Origin of the sequence: Bacillus sp. SH7-1, assembly GCF_008042405.1 — a bacterium.
GTDB classification, from domain to species: domain Bacteria; phylum Bacillota; class Bacilli; order Bacillales; family Bacillaceae_G; genus Bacillus_A; species Bacillus_A thuringiensis_N.
On record NZ_QNUD01000010.1, the window covers coordinates 93,467 to 108,723 of the forward strand.

Below are 15,257 nucleotides of genomic sequence, written 5' to 3' on the forward strand. Positions count from 1 at the left end.
TACAGGCTGTAGAATGAATTATTCTACAGCCTTTTTTTATTGCATTCATACGGGACAAATTTCATAACATAAGCTAATAATGTATGCCTAAAACGTAAGGAGGATTAAAATGAATAACCTTCCAATTCATGCAAAATTGAAAGCAAATAAGGATACTTTTTTCCTCCCCGACTCAAACGGGGGTGTCTATTTTCGAAATAATGCCAGTTCATTTCGTATGGACGGTGATGGAATTTACAACTGGATTGAAAAATTAATGCCAATGTTTAACGGTAATTACACTTTAGCAGAAATAACCGACGGTCTCCCTCTCCCCTATCAAAATCGTGTATTTGAAATCGGAGAGATTTTATATGAAAATGGCTTCGTTCGGGATGTAAGTCAAGATGCACCTCATGAATTAAATAGCGCATTACTTGATAGATACGCTTCACAAATTGAATTTTTAGAAGCTGATTCCCATTCAGGCGCTCTAAAATTCGAAACGTATCGCGCGGCAAACGTCCTAATAATTGGTTCTGGAGATATGCTTACTTCCTTAGTTTCTTCTTTATTAGAATCAGGATTACCTACCTTTCATTACCTTGTTACAGATTATGAGGAAACAAATTACGACCGCATTCATGAGCTAGTAGAACTTGCATATGAAGTTGATAATACTGTACTTGTTCAAGAAATTGATACGACCATTGATCGTCCCCTGCATGAAGTGTTCGAGCCTTTCGACTGGGTTTTGTACGTTTCTCAAAATGGAGATATTGATGGCCTAAGAGCCGTTCACACGATTTGCAAGGAAATAGGAAAGAACTTCATACCAGCCGTCTGTTTATCAACACTTGGTATGGCTGGTCCTATCGTAACAGCTAATCGTGAAGAATGCTGGGAATCCGCATGGCATCGGCTACATGAAACAACTTTACAAAATGAACATTCATCAGCATCATTTTCACCAGTTACATCTGCAATGTTAGCAAATGTAATCGTATTTGAATTACTTAAGCATGTCGCTGATGATTCTTACCGAGAAAAAGAACCACAATTCTTTTTATTAAATTACGAAACACTCGAAGGAGCATGGCATCCTTTTATAAAACATCCTCTTGCAACTGATGAAAGTTTTACAATTGATACGATAGAAAATCTTTCTGAACAACTTGAGCATCGGTCCAACCAACATACCTCAACTGATTTATTCCGCTTTTTCGACTCATTAACTTCTAAAGAAGCTGGTTTATTCCATGTATGGGATGAACAAGATTCATATCAATTACCGTTATCACAATGCCATATTCAAGTAGCTACTCCACTATCAGATGGCCCTGCTTCCCTCCTGCCTCTTATGACCTGTGGTGGTTTGACTCATAATGAAGCGCGCCGAGAAGCTGGTTTAGCAGGAATTGAAACATATGTAGCGGAAATTATGCACCGCCTTATTCCTGAACATAACGATATCGGTATTGGCGCTGGGGAAACAATGACAGAAGGTGTATACCGGGCGCTACAACAACATTTAAATAATAAATTGTATGAGCGACAGTCACATATGCTAGAAGAAATTACGACGGTCGACTTAACCGAAATTCATGATAAACATTGTAGATTTTATTACGAGGCTCTCGCTACAATTCATGAAACACCTAAAATAGCAGTAAGTGAAGAGATTCTCAGTTTTCCAGTCGTTTGGGTCGGTATAAATGATCGATGGTACGGCGCATCTAATATTAATACAACGTTAGCGTTACGAAACGCACTACAACTATCCCTTCTTCATATTCAAAATGAAGAGACTCCATACAGAGCTAATATCTTGCCGGAATCATCTATTATTTTATATGACACGGATTCTTTTAGATTAGAAATACAAGCGGAAGAAGAAATTCCAAGCACGCAATCTGTACAGCTTGCCTTGCAACATTTAGAAGAACATAATTTTTATCCATTCGTGTTTGATTTAGCGATTGAACCATTTTTGAAAGAGAACTTAGATGGTGTGTACGGGGTATTAATTGCAAAGGAGGACAGTCTATGACTCAAAATATATTGCTTATAGGAGATGGCTTACTTGCAAACTATGTACACGATCAATTATGCAAACAATATTCGATCATTCGCCAACATACCATTACAGATGAACTCCCTGAAAATATTCAATTCGCTCTCGTATTACATGATGGCTCTCCTTCTGCTATTCATCATGATGCCGAGCTAATTTTCCGTTCAAATCAAATTCCATGGTTACGCGGGTTTACTTCATTTGGTGAAGGTGTTATCGGTCCTTACATTCATCCTCTTGCAGCGGGATGTACCCACTGTGCTGATGGACGACGCTTTATCGCTGGATTTGATCAACAAGAAATGTGGGAACTACAGCGGAAATATGCCGTAAAAGAAGAGAACTTGACGAGGCGCGATGTACGTGCCACTCAAAATGGCATTCTGCAAATGTGTCATCTTATTTGTGCAGAAACAGAGAAAATATTAACTCATAATCATTCTTCATTAGAAAATAAACTCCTTTTACTCAACTTACAAACACTACAATGTACGCGGCATTCTTTTCTTCCAGATCCGCTCTGCCCTGTATGTAGCAATTTACCTGATGATACGGCAGATGCAGCAGAGATTTCTTTACAACCGAGCTTAAAAACAAGTGATGCGACATATCGCTGTCGTTCCATTCATGAACTCAACACATTTTTAACAAGAGATTATTTAGATTACCGAGTCGGTATGCTGAACGGAAAAATGCAGCATTCTTTATTACCGTTTGCTGACGTTATTATAAACATGCCGTTAATGTTTGGAAATGAAGGTGTTGCAGGTCGAACTCATTCATTTGCAATGAGTGAAGCGACTGCTATTTTAGAAGGTTTAGAACGATATTGTGGTATGTCACCTCGAGGAAAAAAGACAAATGTACACGGTAGTTTTCGTGAGTTAGAGGATCATGCACTTAATCCCCTCTTGCTCGGTGTACATACAAATGAACATTATAATCGTAATAGTTTTCCGTTTAAACCGTTTGATCCTGACTATGAACAAAACTGGGTATGGGGCTACTCTTTATTACAAAACCGGCCACTTTTAGTTCCTGAATCAATTGCTTATTATAGCCTCGGTCATCGAGATGCTTTCGTGTATGAAACATCAAATGGATGTGCAATTGGTGGTAGTTTAGAAGAAGCAATTTTTCACGGCATTTTAGAAATTGTAGAGCGTGACGCCTTTTTGCTCACTTGGTATGCCGAATTACCTCTCCCCCGCCTTAATCTTAGTTCAGCAAATGATACGGAATTACAATTAATGATTCAGCGGCTGTACACGATTACTGGGTATGAGTTACATGCTTTTAATGCAACGATGGAACACGGTATCCCAAGCTTATGGGTAATTGCGAAAAATACGCGTGAAAATGGAATGAACGTTGTTTGTGCGGGAGGCTCTCATTTGGACCCAGTCCGCGCTTTAAAGAGTGCCATCCATGAAATAGCAGGCATGTTACTAATAGCAGACGATGAACTCGAACAAAAAAGAGAGCACTACGAAAACTGCTTACACGATCCTTATCTCGTTAATAAAATGGAAGACCATAGTATGCTGTATGGATTAAAAGAAGCAGAAGAACGTCTTCACTTTCTTTTACGTGACGATGCCCCGGTGCAATCGTTCCAAGAAATGAATGCATTACAATCGTTTGATAAAGATTTAACATCCGATCTTCATCAACTTGTAAATCGTTTGCATCAATCTGATCTTGAAGTAATCGTTGTAGATCAAACCGTATCCCTCATAGAAAAGAACGGATTACATTGTGTAAAAGTCATCATTCCTGGCATGTTACCGATGACGTTCGGTCACCATCTCACCCGGATTACTGGGCTGGACCGAGTTTATACTGTACCGATGACACTTGGATATACAGCCGAACCTTTAACGAATGAACAATTAAATCCACATCCGCATCCGTTTCCATAGTAAAGGAGGGATTTCATGCAGCTAGATAATTTTTTACATCATCTCCATTTTTCTATTGATGAAATTATGCCGAATCATGAAGTGGATTGGGAAGATGCACCGCTTCCTTATAAAATATATCGAAATGTACCTATCATTCCTCTCTCTTTAGAAATCCCATTATCTTTACCTAACCCTTCTACTACACCTACTTTGGAGGAAATTGGTCATTATCTTTGGTATTCATTTGGTTTAACACAATTGTGCCAGCTAAATAGCGAGAAGATTTTATTCCGAAGATCTATCCCTTCAGGCGGCGCTTTATATCCAAATGAGTTGTATATATATTTAAAGATTGACGATTATCCAGACGGCATTTATCATTACGACGCCGCGCATCACCGACTTATCTTACTTCGCGAAGGAAATTTCGATTCTTACATTACAGAAGCACTTGGCAATCGTTGTAACATACAGTCTTGTTTTGGCGCTGCATTTGTATCCACTATGTTTTGGAAAAACTACTTTAAATACAATAACTTTTCGTATCGGCTTCAAGGATTAGATAGTGGTGTTCTCATCGGACAATTACTTGCATGTGCCAAACAATTCGGTTACACAAATGGCGTATATTTTCAGTTTTTAGACCGTGCAGTAAATCATTTACTCGGACTGTCAGAAAGCGAAGAAAGTGTGTATGCTGTTGTTCCTTTAAGTACAGAACCACAAACTAATTGGTTTCACAATGATTACTGTGAAAATAAAACAGTTACTTCTCATGAGTTGTTACAGCAAATTCCGCCGTTAGCACACGAACATTTCGTTCGCTCAAAACATGTAAATGAATATCCAATGATAACAAAAATAAATGAAGCTTCTATGGTTGAATCGACAGCACACTTCCAAACACTACATCATGAAGAGCACTATCAACATCATGCGCACGCTGTACAGTTGCCGCAAGTAGAACGGTTATCTTATGATTTCTTACAACTTTGCAAAGAACGGTATTCCCCTGATGCTGACTTTACTCTAACAAAATGGGATGCAGCCGAGCTCGCTACTTTACTACAAGAAGCTAGTCTCTCCTTCCCTTATTACAACGACCTTGATGGTCAGTATGTAAATGAAAATGCACGGGTCTCATTATATGGATGTTTTTATAACGTAAAAGATATAGAAAACGGCGCTTATTCTTATAACAGCAAAAATCATTCCATACAGCCACTTCAATATGGAGACCTTCGTTATCCCCTTCAATCCAGTATGACGATGGATAACGTAAATCTTTTTCAAGTACCGCTTTGCCTACATGTAGTCGGAAAGAAAGATTACTATACAAATGCATTAGGCTATAGAGGATACCGTATTCACCAAATGGAAGCTGGTATACTCGTTCATAAACTCGTTTTTGCAGCGACCGCGATGGGGATGGGCGGGCATCCTTTACTTAGTTTTGATACAAATTCATGTGATCAGTTGTACGGGATAGATGCTGGAAATGAAACGTCACTTATTCAAATTCCTGTTGGAGCGTATCGAGCGCGGAATTGGTTAAAAGGGGATTTACGTATTTAGAAGCACGCCGGCTATCGGCGTGCTTTTTTAAAGGACTTAATTTATAAAAAACGAAATGAGTATATATATTCTTACATAAAAGGAGAGTTTAACTTGAGCATTTTACAACGATTAATTCAGCAAGCAAAAAATCCACGCGGGACAATTGGTTCTTCCATGCTTTGTATTATGAACGCTGCACATACGAGACTCACAAATTGGGCATTACAGAAAGTACATATAAAGACAGATGCAATCATATTAGATATCGGTTGTGGCGGAGGTAAAACGATACACACTCTTTCAAAACGAACTCCACTTGGAAAAATATATGGGATTGATTACTCTGATCAAGCTGTAAAGAATTCTATACAGACGAATATAAAAGATGTTCAAAAGCAAAAAGTCATTGTTCAACAAGCAAGCGTTTCTTCTATTCCTTACAATACAAACTTCTTCGATCTCATAACCGCTTTTCAAACACACTACTTTTGGCCTGATGTGGAACAAGATATAATAGAAGTATTTCGCGTCTTACAGCCGAATGGATCTTTTTTATTAGTAGCTGAAACTTTCAAAGTTCAATATCATATGGAGAAATGGAAAACGAATGAAGAATTAATAAACCTATTTTATAAAACAGGATTTACAAGTGTGAAATGCTACGAAGAAAGAGGGTGCCTTTGTGTAATAGGAATTAAGTAAAAAGCAGACCCTTTGAGGTCTGCTTTTTTACTAGATTAACTTAAAAATACTCTTAATTTGTCTCGCGAATAACCAATTTTTCGTACCGTAGTTATCATTTAAACTATCTAAATTGATAGATTGTCCATTAGCAAACTTTAATTCTAACGTTGTATTTTTGTCATTTGTTTTTAAGTTGCTATGTGTAATTGCTTCATACTTTAATTTTTCGATTTCAACATATTCATCTTTTTCTTGTCCGATCACGACATGGTCTTGGAAGAAGAACAATACTTCTACTTTCTTACCGAAACAAAATACATTTTTCGTATAAATTAATGTCGCATTATCAAGTCCGACACATACTTCTTTCATCTCTTCAACAACGTTTCCAAAGTCTTCTTCATGTCTTGCGTTTGATTCAGCAATCCATTCTTCAATTGTTTTCATGTTAATTGCCATACTGTGCCCCCTGGTTCGTTCATTGCTTTGTTTAAAAAATAAATACTATATGACAATATAAGCCATACGTACTATGTTTTCAAGGGTGAACGGTATATTCAAAATAAAGTTAAATTTCAAAGTAATATACTAGGAGCACCAATCTCATTATATTTTAAACGTTTGAACGAGGCATTCTTCATCATCGATTAACTGTGTTTTTTCATCAAATTCGATGTTTAGCTCCCTATATACTTTCTTCCAAAAAGAAACTGCTGGTATATTTTTCACAAGTTCGATAACGAAATATTGCCCCCGTTTCTCTTTTAGTAAATTCTCAATAACTTGTTTACCGATTCCTTTTCCTTTGTACTGATTCAATATGAAAATGTCATTTATACCAAAGTCGTTTTCCTTCTTCAAAAACGGGCGTTCCAACAATAATAAAAATCCTACAATACTATTTTCAGCTTTTATAAAATACGGAGTGATTCCGTCATTTTCCCAAAACATGTGCAAATCTTCGTATTCAAAAAATCCATTTGCCTCAATCGTTATATTAGGAGTGAATGTAGAGAGGTCATGAAGATATAGTGCGTACAAATTACGTAATATTTCTTTTTCTGATTCTTGAACTGTTTGACGTGTTACAAACATTTTTAATGATCCCCCTTCCCTATATGTAACTATTTCCTAATCCTCTTCATTCGACAAAAATGACGATTCCCCTTTAACGAAAAAATAGCACTTAAAAAGTGCTATTCCGCTCGTCTTGCCGCTTGCTGAATTGGATCCCAAACGCTGTTATATGGTGGTGCGTAACTTAAATCGACATCTTCTAACTCGTGAATGCTCATTTTATTGAAAAGTGCCATCGCGATTACATCAATACGTTTATCTACGCCTTCTTCTCCAATTACTTGTCCGCCTAACAATTGTTTCGTGTCAGAACGATAGAGTAATTTCAAATAAAGTGGTTTGGCATTTGGATAATAGCCCGCCATATTTGTCGAATCTACTTTGACTGTTTTATACGGGATATGCAGCCCTTTCGCTTCTTTTTCATTTAAGCCTGTTCTTGCAAGCGTCAAATCCATAAATTTAATAATACCTGTACCTAACGTACCTTTAAAGGCTCTTCGTTTATCAAGCATATTCAGTCCAGCAAGTCGCCCTTGTTTATTAGCAGTCGTTCCGAGCGGGATATGATCATGAATTTCCTTTATAACGTGGTAATGTGTTGCGCAATCACCTGCTGCATATACGTCTTGCACATTCGTTTGCATATATGCATTTACTTCAATTGCCCCTTTATGATTTGTACGTATATTTGTTCCTTCAAGAAAATCAGTATTTGGCTTCACTCCAACAGATACTAAAACAAGATCTGCTTTATACGTTCCTTTATCTGTTTCAACTGCTTCTACTCGTTCATTTCCTTTAAACGCTTTTACATTTTCATTCGTTAAAATTTCAATATGATGTTTATCTGCTTCTTTATGTATATACTCCGCCATATCTGCATCGTAAATTGTACCGATATGATCATTTCTCTCAATCATTCTTACTTTCTTACCAAGTTCGACGAATGTTTCTGCCATCTCAAGCCCAATTGCACCGCCGCCAATAATGGTTACATCTTTAACTTTATTCGTTTCTAGCGTTTTTAATATGCGCTCAGCATCTGGAATTGTTTTTAAAAGATGAACACCTTGTAAATCTCGGCCTTCCCATTCTGGCATAACAGGACGTACTCCGGTCGCAATTAATAATCGATCGTACGGAAATTCAAAGACATCTTTCGTCTTCGTATGCTCTGCGTATACCATTTTCTTTTCCGTATCTACTTTCGTTACTTCATGTCGTACTTTCGCATCAATTCCATATTTATCTCGAAACGTCTTTACATTGCGCGCGATTAACTTTTCCGTTGAAGCGATAGCACCACTAATGACATACGGTAATCCACACTGAGCGTACGAATAAATTTTACCTTTTTCTAACGTCACAACATTTGCATTTTCATCGTTTCTAACAATTTGCATCGCTGCACTCATACCAGCTGCATCTCCGCCAATAATGACATAGTTCACGTTACCACTCCTTCTTTTTTACATACTCTTTACGTTTTCCATATTTTATAGAAATAACACCTACTTCCATTGTAAAGAAAGAGAATTTCATCTTCAAATTTTGTGCACAAACCTATGCCTGAATAGGTAACTGTCGTGTCTTATAAACAATATTTTTAATATGCTATAACAGTAACAATTGAAAGTAGGTGAAACATACATGTGCGCTGGCCTTCTCGCTCAAACTCCAGAGGAACCGAAAGAACCAAAACCCGCCTTGTCGCTTGATCAAGAATTCTCTATTAACGCAACCATTTATAGTGCTCGTGCTTGGTTATCTAATGATGAGACTTTCCCACAAACGATTTGGAAAGGCTCTCGCTTCGCTTCAGCATCACACGCTGGCAAGTCCATCTTACCAATCGGCACTGTAAAAATTTTGAACTTATCTGATGATACAATAACAGTTACTGCATCATCAGAATCAGATGATAATCTCAAAATAGTCGTACCCCCTCATTCTGAAGGTGTTTTAACATCTAATGGTTTATCTGATGTGCAAGCAAGTACATCAGGAGGAGCAAGTAAAGTCACGTTCCTCTTTCATATCTTTTTCTCAAGGGATCCTGGTTCAGATAAAAAACCATAAAAAAGGTACAGTTATACACTGTACCTTTTTTCATGTGTTCTATTCTCTTGATTTGATTAGTTCAACATTATAAGATTCAATATCCGTTAGCTTTCCTGCAAAGTATGGATTTTCTCTATACCAAGACTGCTTTGAAAAATACGCTTGCATGTCTTTCGTTTGAAACATATGTCCATGTCTTGCGTATATTTCGTTTCTCGCTATTTTCAACTGTTCTTTCGATAAATATGCTAAATCCGCACTCGTTAGTTTTCGAATATCACTATCAGGGAAGATAAAACCATTATATACATACCCAGTCGTAGCTGGCGGAGTAACATTGTAAACAACTGTTTTTTCCGAGCTCTTCTTCTGGAATGGAAGATTATACGAAGGAAATGCCGTTACCGTTTCTACCTTCGTCGTTTCCCTTCCATTTTCTCCATTTCGTTCTAAATAAATCGTCGCACTTCCATCAGTCGCTACAGGCCCCCACGTAATTTCTTCTCCAACCAGCGCTGTAACTGGCTTTTGATTCACGTACAATGTTGCACCAGGCACGTTCGTTTGGACAGTAATATATTGACCTTGCAACGTTAAATCTATCGTTACGTTATTTTGACCTTGTTTCATAAGTACAACCTTTTCTTCACGTGATAGTTTCACATAGTCATTTTTATATTCTGCTTGAAACACTTGAGTTCCCGGAAGAAACGGTCCATATTGCTTCTCAAACTTTTTGTCATCTGTTTTATCAATTTCTTTTCCGTTCATTTTTAAAGCTGCACCTTTTTCATTTGAAAGCAACGTCGTATAATACGTCTTTGCTTTCAATTTATACCGATCAAATAAAAAGAAATACTTTCCGTCTTTCGTTAACGAAAAGTCTGTTCTTTCGATTCCGTTCCCTTGTTTTTTATCTATCCTCAAATGTTCTTTCAATTCATTCACATAAGATGGATTTTCTTTTATATACGAAAAGAGTGGCATTAGACTCTCTCTCGTTACAACAACTGACGGATCATCTGCCGTGACGATTTCAGCTAACTTCTCCCCGTCCTTCTCTTGTAAAATCGTAATCATCCGGTCTACTTGTGCCGACTGCTTATAATACGATGATCCGTATAAATAGAGTCCGACAATCGCTATAACAAATAGTGCTAACAGCGTAATGCCAACCTTTGCACCACCACTCATGTTCTTCTTTACTACAGGACTTCCCCTCTTCATCCCGCAGTTTTGACAAAATTGCACACCTTCTTCAAACTGAGTCCCACACTTTGTACATACATTCATCCATTCAACCACCTTTTCATTAGAAGCCAGTTATTCCCTGTGTAAAGGTTTGAATTATCGTGCTAATGTAAGACCACAGTACAATGAATATTGCAATTCCGATTAAAACATTTGCGATAAGAAGTGTATAAATAGGATCTAATCCGCCGTTATCTAGTTTTACTATAGCAACAATTATACTAATTCCCATATACGTTGTAGCCAGCCCTAATAAAATTGGTAAGAAAAAGATTAATAAGAAACTAAAAAGAAAAGAAAGAACTAATATAGCAATTGCCGGAGTTGCTATCGTTCCCCATATACCGAATACTTCAAGAAACGAAAAAGATGCTTTCATCATCTTACCGCTTACAAAAATAATAAATCCGACAAATAAAGTTAAAATTAATAAAAATAAAAAGACCGTTACAGTGTCCAAAAAGAATGTAGGAGTAGGTATATCTGGTGCAAATGTTCTCGTAACAGCTGCTGCAGCACTCATCATTCTATAAAAAAGACATGCTCCTAAAAAACAAATAAGAACAAGACTTACAATTCCATTTCGCACTTCAATATTCCCACTTTTCATAATGGTCGATGGTGATTTAAAAGCATTTTTAAAGAACTGGAAATAGCCACTTGCAAATCGCTTCGCTTGCTCTACCGTTTCATTTGGTCGAGCTTCCTTTGCTGGTGCTACGCGTGCCTGTTGCTCACCTTCTTCCTGTGCACCACTCGCCACTGCTCCCTCTGTTAACGAATGTCCACAATTCCCGCAAAACTTTGCCTCTGTTGTATTTTCCGTATGACACGCCGGACATTTCATTCTCTCATCCCTCCTTTAAGCATATACCGTATAGGGTGTTACAAATTCAATATATGACTTTGTACATAAAACATGACTACAAGAAAAAGATTCTGAAATCCTTCTTCCGAAAGAAAATATATGTGCTAGCAATCTTGAAAAAAATGCTATTATGAAACAGAATAAATAATATTTTTAACAGATTGGATGAAAAACAATGGAATTTGTAAACTCAATTTTTCAAATACTCCTTACAAGCATAATCCAATTATTTTCTTTAATTGGCGTTATCATTGTAATTGGATTTCTATTAGGCTATTTAGAATCACTAACACGGATGTATTGGTCGAGGGCTTTTGGAAGAAAAGGATTCCTTTTAACGGCGTGGATTGGTGTTCCTATTCACGAACTTGGGCACGCCATTATGTGCGTATTATTTCGTCATAAAATTGTAGCAACGCAGTTTTTCCCAACAGATACAAGTCAAGGTGCTTTAGGCTACGTACAACATCAATACAATCAAAAAAGTGTATATCAACGAATTGGGAACTTCTTCATTGGAATTGGTCCTATTATTTCGGGTATTACAGCATTAATCCTTTTAATGCGCTATTTCGTACCAGATTCATATTTCTTATTTAATACAACTCTCGAAAAGACAATCGATTCTACTTCTATTAATATAGAAATGGTTCAAAACATGCTCTTGTCGACGTTTGTATTGTTGAAAAGCTTATTTACAATCGGCAATTTATTGAATCCTTCCTTTTGGTTATTTTTATTTATCGCCATTTGCATTTCCGCACATATCGCTTTAAGTAAACCAGATATTAAAGGATCAATAGACGGTGTTATCGTCATGTTTATCGTGTTATTTTTATTCAATATAATAGCAGGACTGTTTCAGTACGATAGTAATCAGCTAATTGGACAGGTTATGAAATATAATATGTATCTCATTGCGTTTTCTAGTGTCGCACTGCTCTTCTCTTGTATTTCTACACTTGTTAGTTTTGGGTTTTCTAAAATAAGAAGAGGGCGTTCGTTTTGAACGCCCTCTTCTTATCAATTATTTCCTTTATAATCAAAATGTTCAACCGGAACACGAGCATGCCCATCTTCATCGGTACACCATGACTGTGATTGGAAGGCAAGAAAGATACCGATCCATTCTTCTTCCTTTTCAAAGTGAATGAGTATGCCTCCGTCTTGCCATATACCATTATCACCTTTCCATTTTTCTACATTCCCTTGATTCATATGAATATCGTGTATCCCGTTTCCTGGTTCGAAATGAAAGTAAGAATCAGGTGTATCTTCTTCTGGTCCCCATCTTTCACCAAACGCGTAAATAATTGCTTTTTCTTCTATTGCCCGTTTTATATAACGTTCTATTTTTTCATTTAAATCATTATCTACCCCTGCTTTTTCAGCAGGTAAAGGAATCATTTGCTTCGAATCAAATACATTACCTCTTACGTAGTCTAAAGCTACTTTCGGCTCATTGTTTTTTATTTCTGTAAAACCGAACGGTAATGTCGGTAAAATATGAATTGCTTCTGACCGAATATTGTCGCTCGCAAAATATAAAACTTCTGACGGATAACTTTGCGATTTCACGTTAATGGCAATACGATAATCTACTTCTGCTTCGCCTTGTAAATGAACTTGATAATGAGGTGTTTTCCCTTTTCCAATCTTTGATTGTATAACTGTACCTTTTAACACGCCGTAGTTTTTTAGGGGCATACATTTCATCTCCTATTCATTTAGTAGAAGCTTTTCATATTTAAAACATTATCCAACCATAAAAAAAATCCTCCTATGTTAGGAGGATTTTTAATTTCTCAACATATACCAAACAACAACCTCTATCACTACGAGCAACACCGCACCAAAGATCATTAACGTCGTTTTCTTTAATAGTTCATTTTCACGATGCGGTATATTACATAAATAAGCACCTAGTGTAATCCGTGATGGGCAAGCGATCGTCGCTACTGATGATGCGGTGTTTTGCAATGTTGTGACGTATTGCCACGGCAGTGCTACATTTTGCGCCGTTTGCATTTGTAGTTTTATGAACATCGCATTTGATCCTGCGTTACTACCTGTTAAAAAGCCACCGATTCCACCGATGAACGGAGCAACGAAAACGAAAAATGTTCCAAATGTGTCACCAGCTGCTTTTGCCAGTAATGAATGCATGCCAGATGCACCCATTAGTTCTGAAATGGCGATAAACATTGTCGTTGTAATCGCAAATGGAATCCATTGTTTTATCGTTTGCGAGAGTGATTGTTTAATAATATGAGATGGAATGCGGAAGAAAATGATTGTAAATAAACAAGTCATACCGAGCCAAAATCCTGGTGAATACAGCATTTCTAATTTGTAAGAGTATGATTTTAAATCAAGGACTGCATATGATCTGAACAAGTCATGTAATGTAGGAACGAGGCGAGAAAGTAAAATACAAACTGTTAGAAATATATAAGGGCTAATAATTTTTAGAATAGATACTTCTCTCTCCGTTGCCGCAGCATGTTCTGTCATTAGATTTTGCCCACTTTTTCCTTTTAATTTAATGATAAGAAAGCCAAATGTAATGGTAACGATAGAACTTAATATACCTGCTAGTTCCACACTTACGTATGCGTTAGAAAGATAGATTCCGAGAGAAAATAATAGAAAAAAAACGAATCCTTCCTTCCACTTTTCAATAACGGCCTGCCAGCCACCAACAACATGTAAAGAAAGAATGACGAAATAAGCAAACATCGGGATACTTAATAGCGCTGTATTTGTACCGAGTGTTGTAAGAGGCATATTGATAAGCTGCGAACCGATAATCGTACCAGTTGCCATTGCCCCCCATGAACTAGCTAGTAAGCCGATAAACGAGAGCAGTACAGCTTGGAACGGTTTATAACCTAATGAAAGAAAAATAGGTGCTGCAACCATAAAGCCGATCCCGAATCCACTTACTGATTCAATTAGTGGGCAAATACCAAAACACATAAGAAGCATTTGTAATAAACGATCATGCGTAACTTCTTCTAGAAAACCTGCTACTTGGTCGATGTACCCCATTTTGTTCATGAGGTGAAATAAAAAAATACCGAAAAATAAAACGTACCCGACAATAAAACAAATTAACCAACCTTTAATCGTTGCATGCACAGTTTCACTTATCCCTAGTTGAAATGTTGGCGAGAGTAAAACGATTCCAACAGATACAACGTAAGCAATTAAAGAAGACCTTAATGACGTTTGTTTCAATAAAAATAAACAAATGAAAATCATCATAATTGGGATAAGTGCCAACAATATGGCCATGTTATCATCTCATTTCGTTTAAAATACAATTTTTAACTATTATATAACAGATGTCATAATTTTCAATTGTTTTTACAACAGATTTAAAAAAGGAGCTGTTTAGCTCCTTTTTGAATCACTCCCATTTTCTATTATTCTCAAAAACCGTCTGCTGTTCGACGATTTTGTCTAACACAACAAACACAATATAAGCACATATTACTTGCAATACAACATTCCCAAATTTTATTAATTCAAATGAATGGATACATCGGAATAATTCATTTAATAATACAATCGAAACGATACTAAATAATTCTATACTAATCGAAAATATACATATTTCTAAAATAGATTGCTCTTGAATGCGATTTAAGTTGGAAAAGATGAATACATATCCTAAAAATAGAGCCATCAATTCTATTTTCGTCATGCTAATGAGCCAAGCGTATAGTGGTACAGTTAAAAGCAGATATAGTAGTTTACGTCTTAGCATGCTTTCTCACCCTCTAAATTATATGTA

Annotated in this window: 14 protein-coding genes; 6 read left to right on the top strand and 8 right to left on the bottom strand. The window is 36.8% G+C overall.

Features of this window, described 5'->3' with window-relative positions:
- Nucleotides 1–109 precede the first annotated feature (109 nt).
- From DN390_RS12250 to DN390_RS12265, 4 genes are all read left to right on the top strand, one after another.
- Nucleotides 110–2,029, top strand: a complete 1,920-nt coding sequence (locus DN390_RS12250) for a putative thiazole-containing bacteriocin maturation protein (RefSeq protein WP_147807432.1) — start codon at nt 110–112, stop codon at nt 2,027–2,029.
- Nucleotides 2,026–3,975: a TOMM precursor leader peptide-binding protein gene (locus DN390_RS12255; RefSeq protein WP_147807433.1), complete on the top strand. Its 1,950-nt coding sequence runs from the start codon at nt 2,026–2,028 to the stop codon at nt 3,973–3,975. The genes DN390_RS12250 and DN390_RS12255 overlap by 4 nt, the downstream gene beginning before the upstream one ends.
- 15 nt (nt 3,976–3,990) lie before the next feature.
- Nucleotides 3,991–5,532 (top strand): SagB family peptide dehydrogenase, encoded by a 1,542-nt coding sequence (locus DN390_RS12260; RefSeq protein ID WP_147807434.1) that lies wholly within the window; start codon nt 3,991–3,993, stop codon nt 5,530–5,532.
- Nucleotides 5,533–5,625: 93 nt separating this feature from the next.
- Nucleotides 5,626–6,216 (top strand): class I SAM-dependent methyltransferase, encoded by a 591-nt coding sequence (locus DN390_RS12265; protein ID WP_060630002.1) that lies wholly within the window; start codon nt 5,626–5,628, stop codon nt 6,214–6,216.
- 30 nt (nt 6,217–6,246) lie between these two features.
- Here the strand turns inward: DN390_RS12265 and DN390_RS12270 are convergent, their stop codons facing one another.
- The 3 genes from DN390_RS12270 to DN390_RS12280 form a co-directional block, all read right to left on the bottom strand.
- The gene (locus DN390_RS12270) at nt 6,247–6,657 is read right to left on the bottom strand and encodes a DUF3908 family protein (RefSeq protein WP_060630001.1); all 411 of its coding nucleotides are present in this window, start codon (nt 6,655–6,657) and stop codon (nt 6,247–6,249) included.
- A gap of 147 nt (nt 6,658–6,804) precedes the next feature.
- Nucleotides 6,805–7,293, bottom strand: coding sequence for a GNAT family N-acetyltransferase (locus DN390_RS12275; protein WP_147807435.1), 489 nt, complete (start codon nt 7,291–7,293; stop codon nt 6,805–6,807).
- Nucleotides 7,294–7,394: 101 nt separating this feature from the next.
- A complete protein-coding gene (locus DN390_RS12280) occupies nt 7,395–8,729 on the bottom strand; it encodes a CoA-disulfide reductase (RefSeq protein WP_147807436.1) in 1,335 nt (444 codons plus the stop codon).
- Nucleotides 8,730–8,928: 199 nt separating this feature from the next.
- Between DN390_RS12280 and DN390_RS12285 the strand changes: the two genes are divergently transcribed.
- Nucleotides 8,929–9,357: a hypothetical protein gene (locus DN390_RS12285; RefSeq protein ID WP_000332414.1), complete on the top strand. Its 429-nt coding sequence runs from the start codon at nt 8,929–8,931 to the stop codon at nt 9,355–9,357.
- Nucleotides 9,358–9,396: 39 nt separating this feature from the next.
- On the opposite strand, the gene DN390_RS12290 is transcribed toward DN390_RS12285, so the two are convergent.
- Together DN390_RS12290 and DN390_RS12295 are read right to left on the bottom strand one after the other, a co-directional pair.
- Complete coding sequence (locus DN390_RS12290; protein WP_147807437.1) at nt 9,397–10,632, bottom strand: TcaA 3rd/4th domain-containing protein; 1,236 nt, start codon at nt 10,630–10,632, stop codon at nt 9,397–9,399.
- A gap of 19 nt (nt 10,633–10,651) precedes the next feature.
- Nucleotides 10,652–11,437, bottom strand: coding sequence for a zinc ribbon domain-containing protein (locus DN390_RS12295; protein WP_147807438.1), 786 nt, complete (start codon nt 11,435–11,437; stop codon nt 10,652–10,654).
- Nucleotides 11,438–11,633: 196 nt separating this feature from the next.
- Between DN390_RS12295 and DN390_RS12300 the strand changes: the two genes are divergently transcribed.
- A complete protein-coding gene (locus tag DN390_RS12300; RefSeq protein ID WP_147807439.1) occupies nt 11,634–12,467 on the top strand; it encodes a hypothetical protein in 834 nt (277 codons plus the stop codon).
- A 14-nt stretch (nt 12,468–12,481) separates the two neighbouring features.
- Here DN390_RS12300 and DN390_RS12305 read toward each other — a convergent pair whose 3' ends face one another.
- The 3 genes from DN390_RS12305 to DN390_RS12315 all read right to left on the bottom strand — a co-directional run bounded on the left by DN390_RS12305 (nt 12,482) and on the right by DN390_RS12315 (nt 15,230).
- Nucleotides 12,482–13,165 (bottom strand): DUF2278 family protein, encoded by a 684-nt coding sequence (locus DN390_RS12305; protein WP_147807440.1) that lies wholly within the window; start codon nt 13,163–13,165, stop codon nt 12,482–12,484.
- Between the two features lie 90 nt (nt 13,166–13,255).
- Nucleotides 13,256–14,755, bottom strand: a complete 1,500-nt coding sequence (locus DN390_RS12310) for an L-lactate permease (RefSeq protein WP_147807441.1) — start codon at nt 14,753–14,755, stop codon at nt 13,256–13,258.
- A gap of 115 nt (nt 14,756–14,870) precedes the next feature.
- Nucleotides 14,871–15,230, bottom strand: coding sequence for a DUF4029 domain-containing protein (locus DN390_RS12315; protein ID WP_097949595.1), 360 nt, complete (start codon nt 15,228–15,230; stop codon nt 14,871–14,873).
- Nucleotides 15,231–15,257 lie beyond the last annotated feature (27 nt).

Bases quoted from the DNA above. Each gene is read 5' to 3' on its own strand.
- DN390_RS12250 (WP_147807432.1), top strand. From the start codon at position 110: ATGAATAACCTTCCAATTCATGCAAAATTGAAAGCAAATAAGGATACT.
- DN390_RS12285 (WP_000332414.1), top strand. From the start codon at position 8,929: ATGTGCGCTGGCCTTCTCGCTCAAACTCCAGAGGAACCGAAAGAACCA.
- DN390_RS12315 (WP_097949595.1), bottom strand. From the start codon at position 15,230: ATGCTAAGACGTAAACTACTATATCTGCTTTTAACTGTACCACTATAC.
- DN390_RS12305 (WP_147807440.1), bottom strand. From the start codon at position 13,165: ATGCCCCTAAAAAACTACGGCGTGTTAAAAGGTACAGTTATACAATCA.
- DN390_RS12255 (WP_147807433.1), top strand. From the start codon at position 2,026: ATGACTCAAAATATATTGCTTATAGGAGATGGCTTACTTGCAAACTAT.
- DN390_RS12300 (WP_147807439.1), top strand. From the start codon at position 11,634: ATGGAATTTGTAAACTCAATTTTTCAAATACTCCTTACAAGCATAATC.
- DN390_RS12275 (WP_147807435.1), bottom strand. From the start codon at position 7,293: ATGTTTGTAACACGTCAAACAGTTCAAGAATCAGAAAAAGAAATATTA.
- DN390_RS12290 (WP_147807437.1), bottom strand. From the start codon at position 10,632: ATGAATGTATGTACAAAGTGTGGGACTCAGTTTGAAGAAGGTGTGCAA.
- DN390_RS12260 (WP_147807434.1), top strand. From the start codon at position 3,991: ATGCAGCTAGATAATTTTTTACATCATCTCCATTTTTCTATTGATGAA.
- DN390_RS12295 (WP_147807438.1), bottom strand. From the start codon at position 11,437: ATGAAATGTCCGGCGTGTCATACGGAAAATACAACAGAGGCAAAGTTT.
- DN390_RS12310 (WP_147807441.1), bottom strand. From the start codon at position 14,755: ATGGCCATATTGTTGGCACTTATCCCAATTATGATGATTTTCATTTGT.
- DN390_RS12270 (WP_060630001.1), bottom strand. From the start codon at position 6,657: ATGGCAATTAACATGAAAACAATTGAAGAATGGATTGCTGAATCAAAC.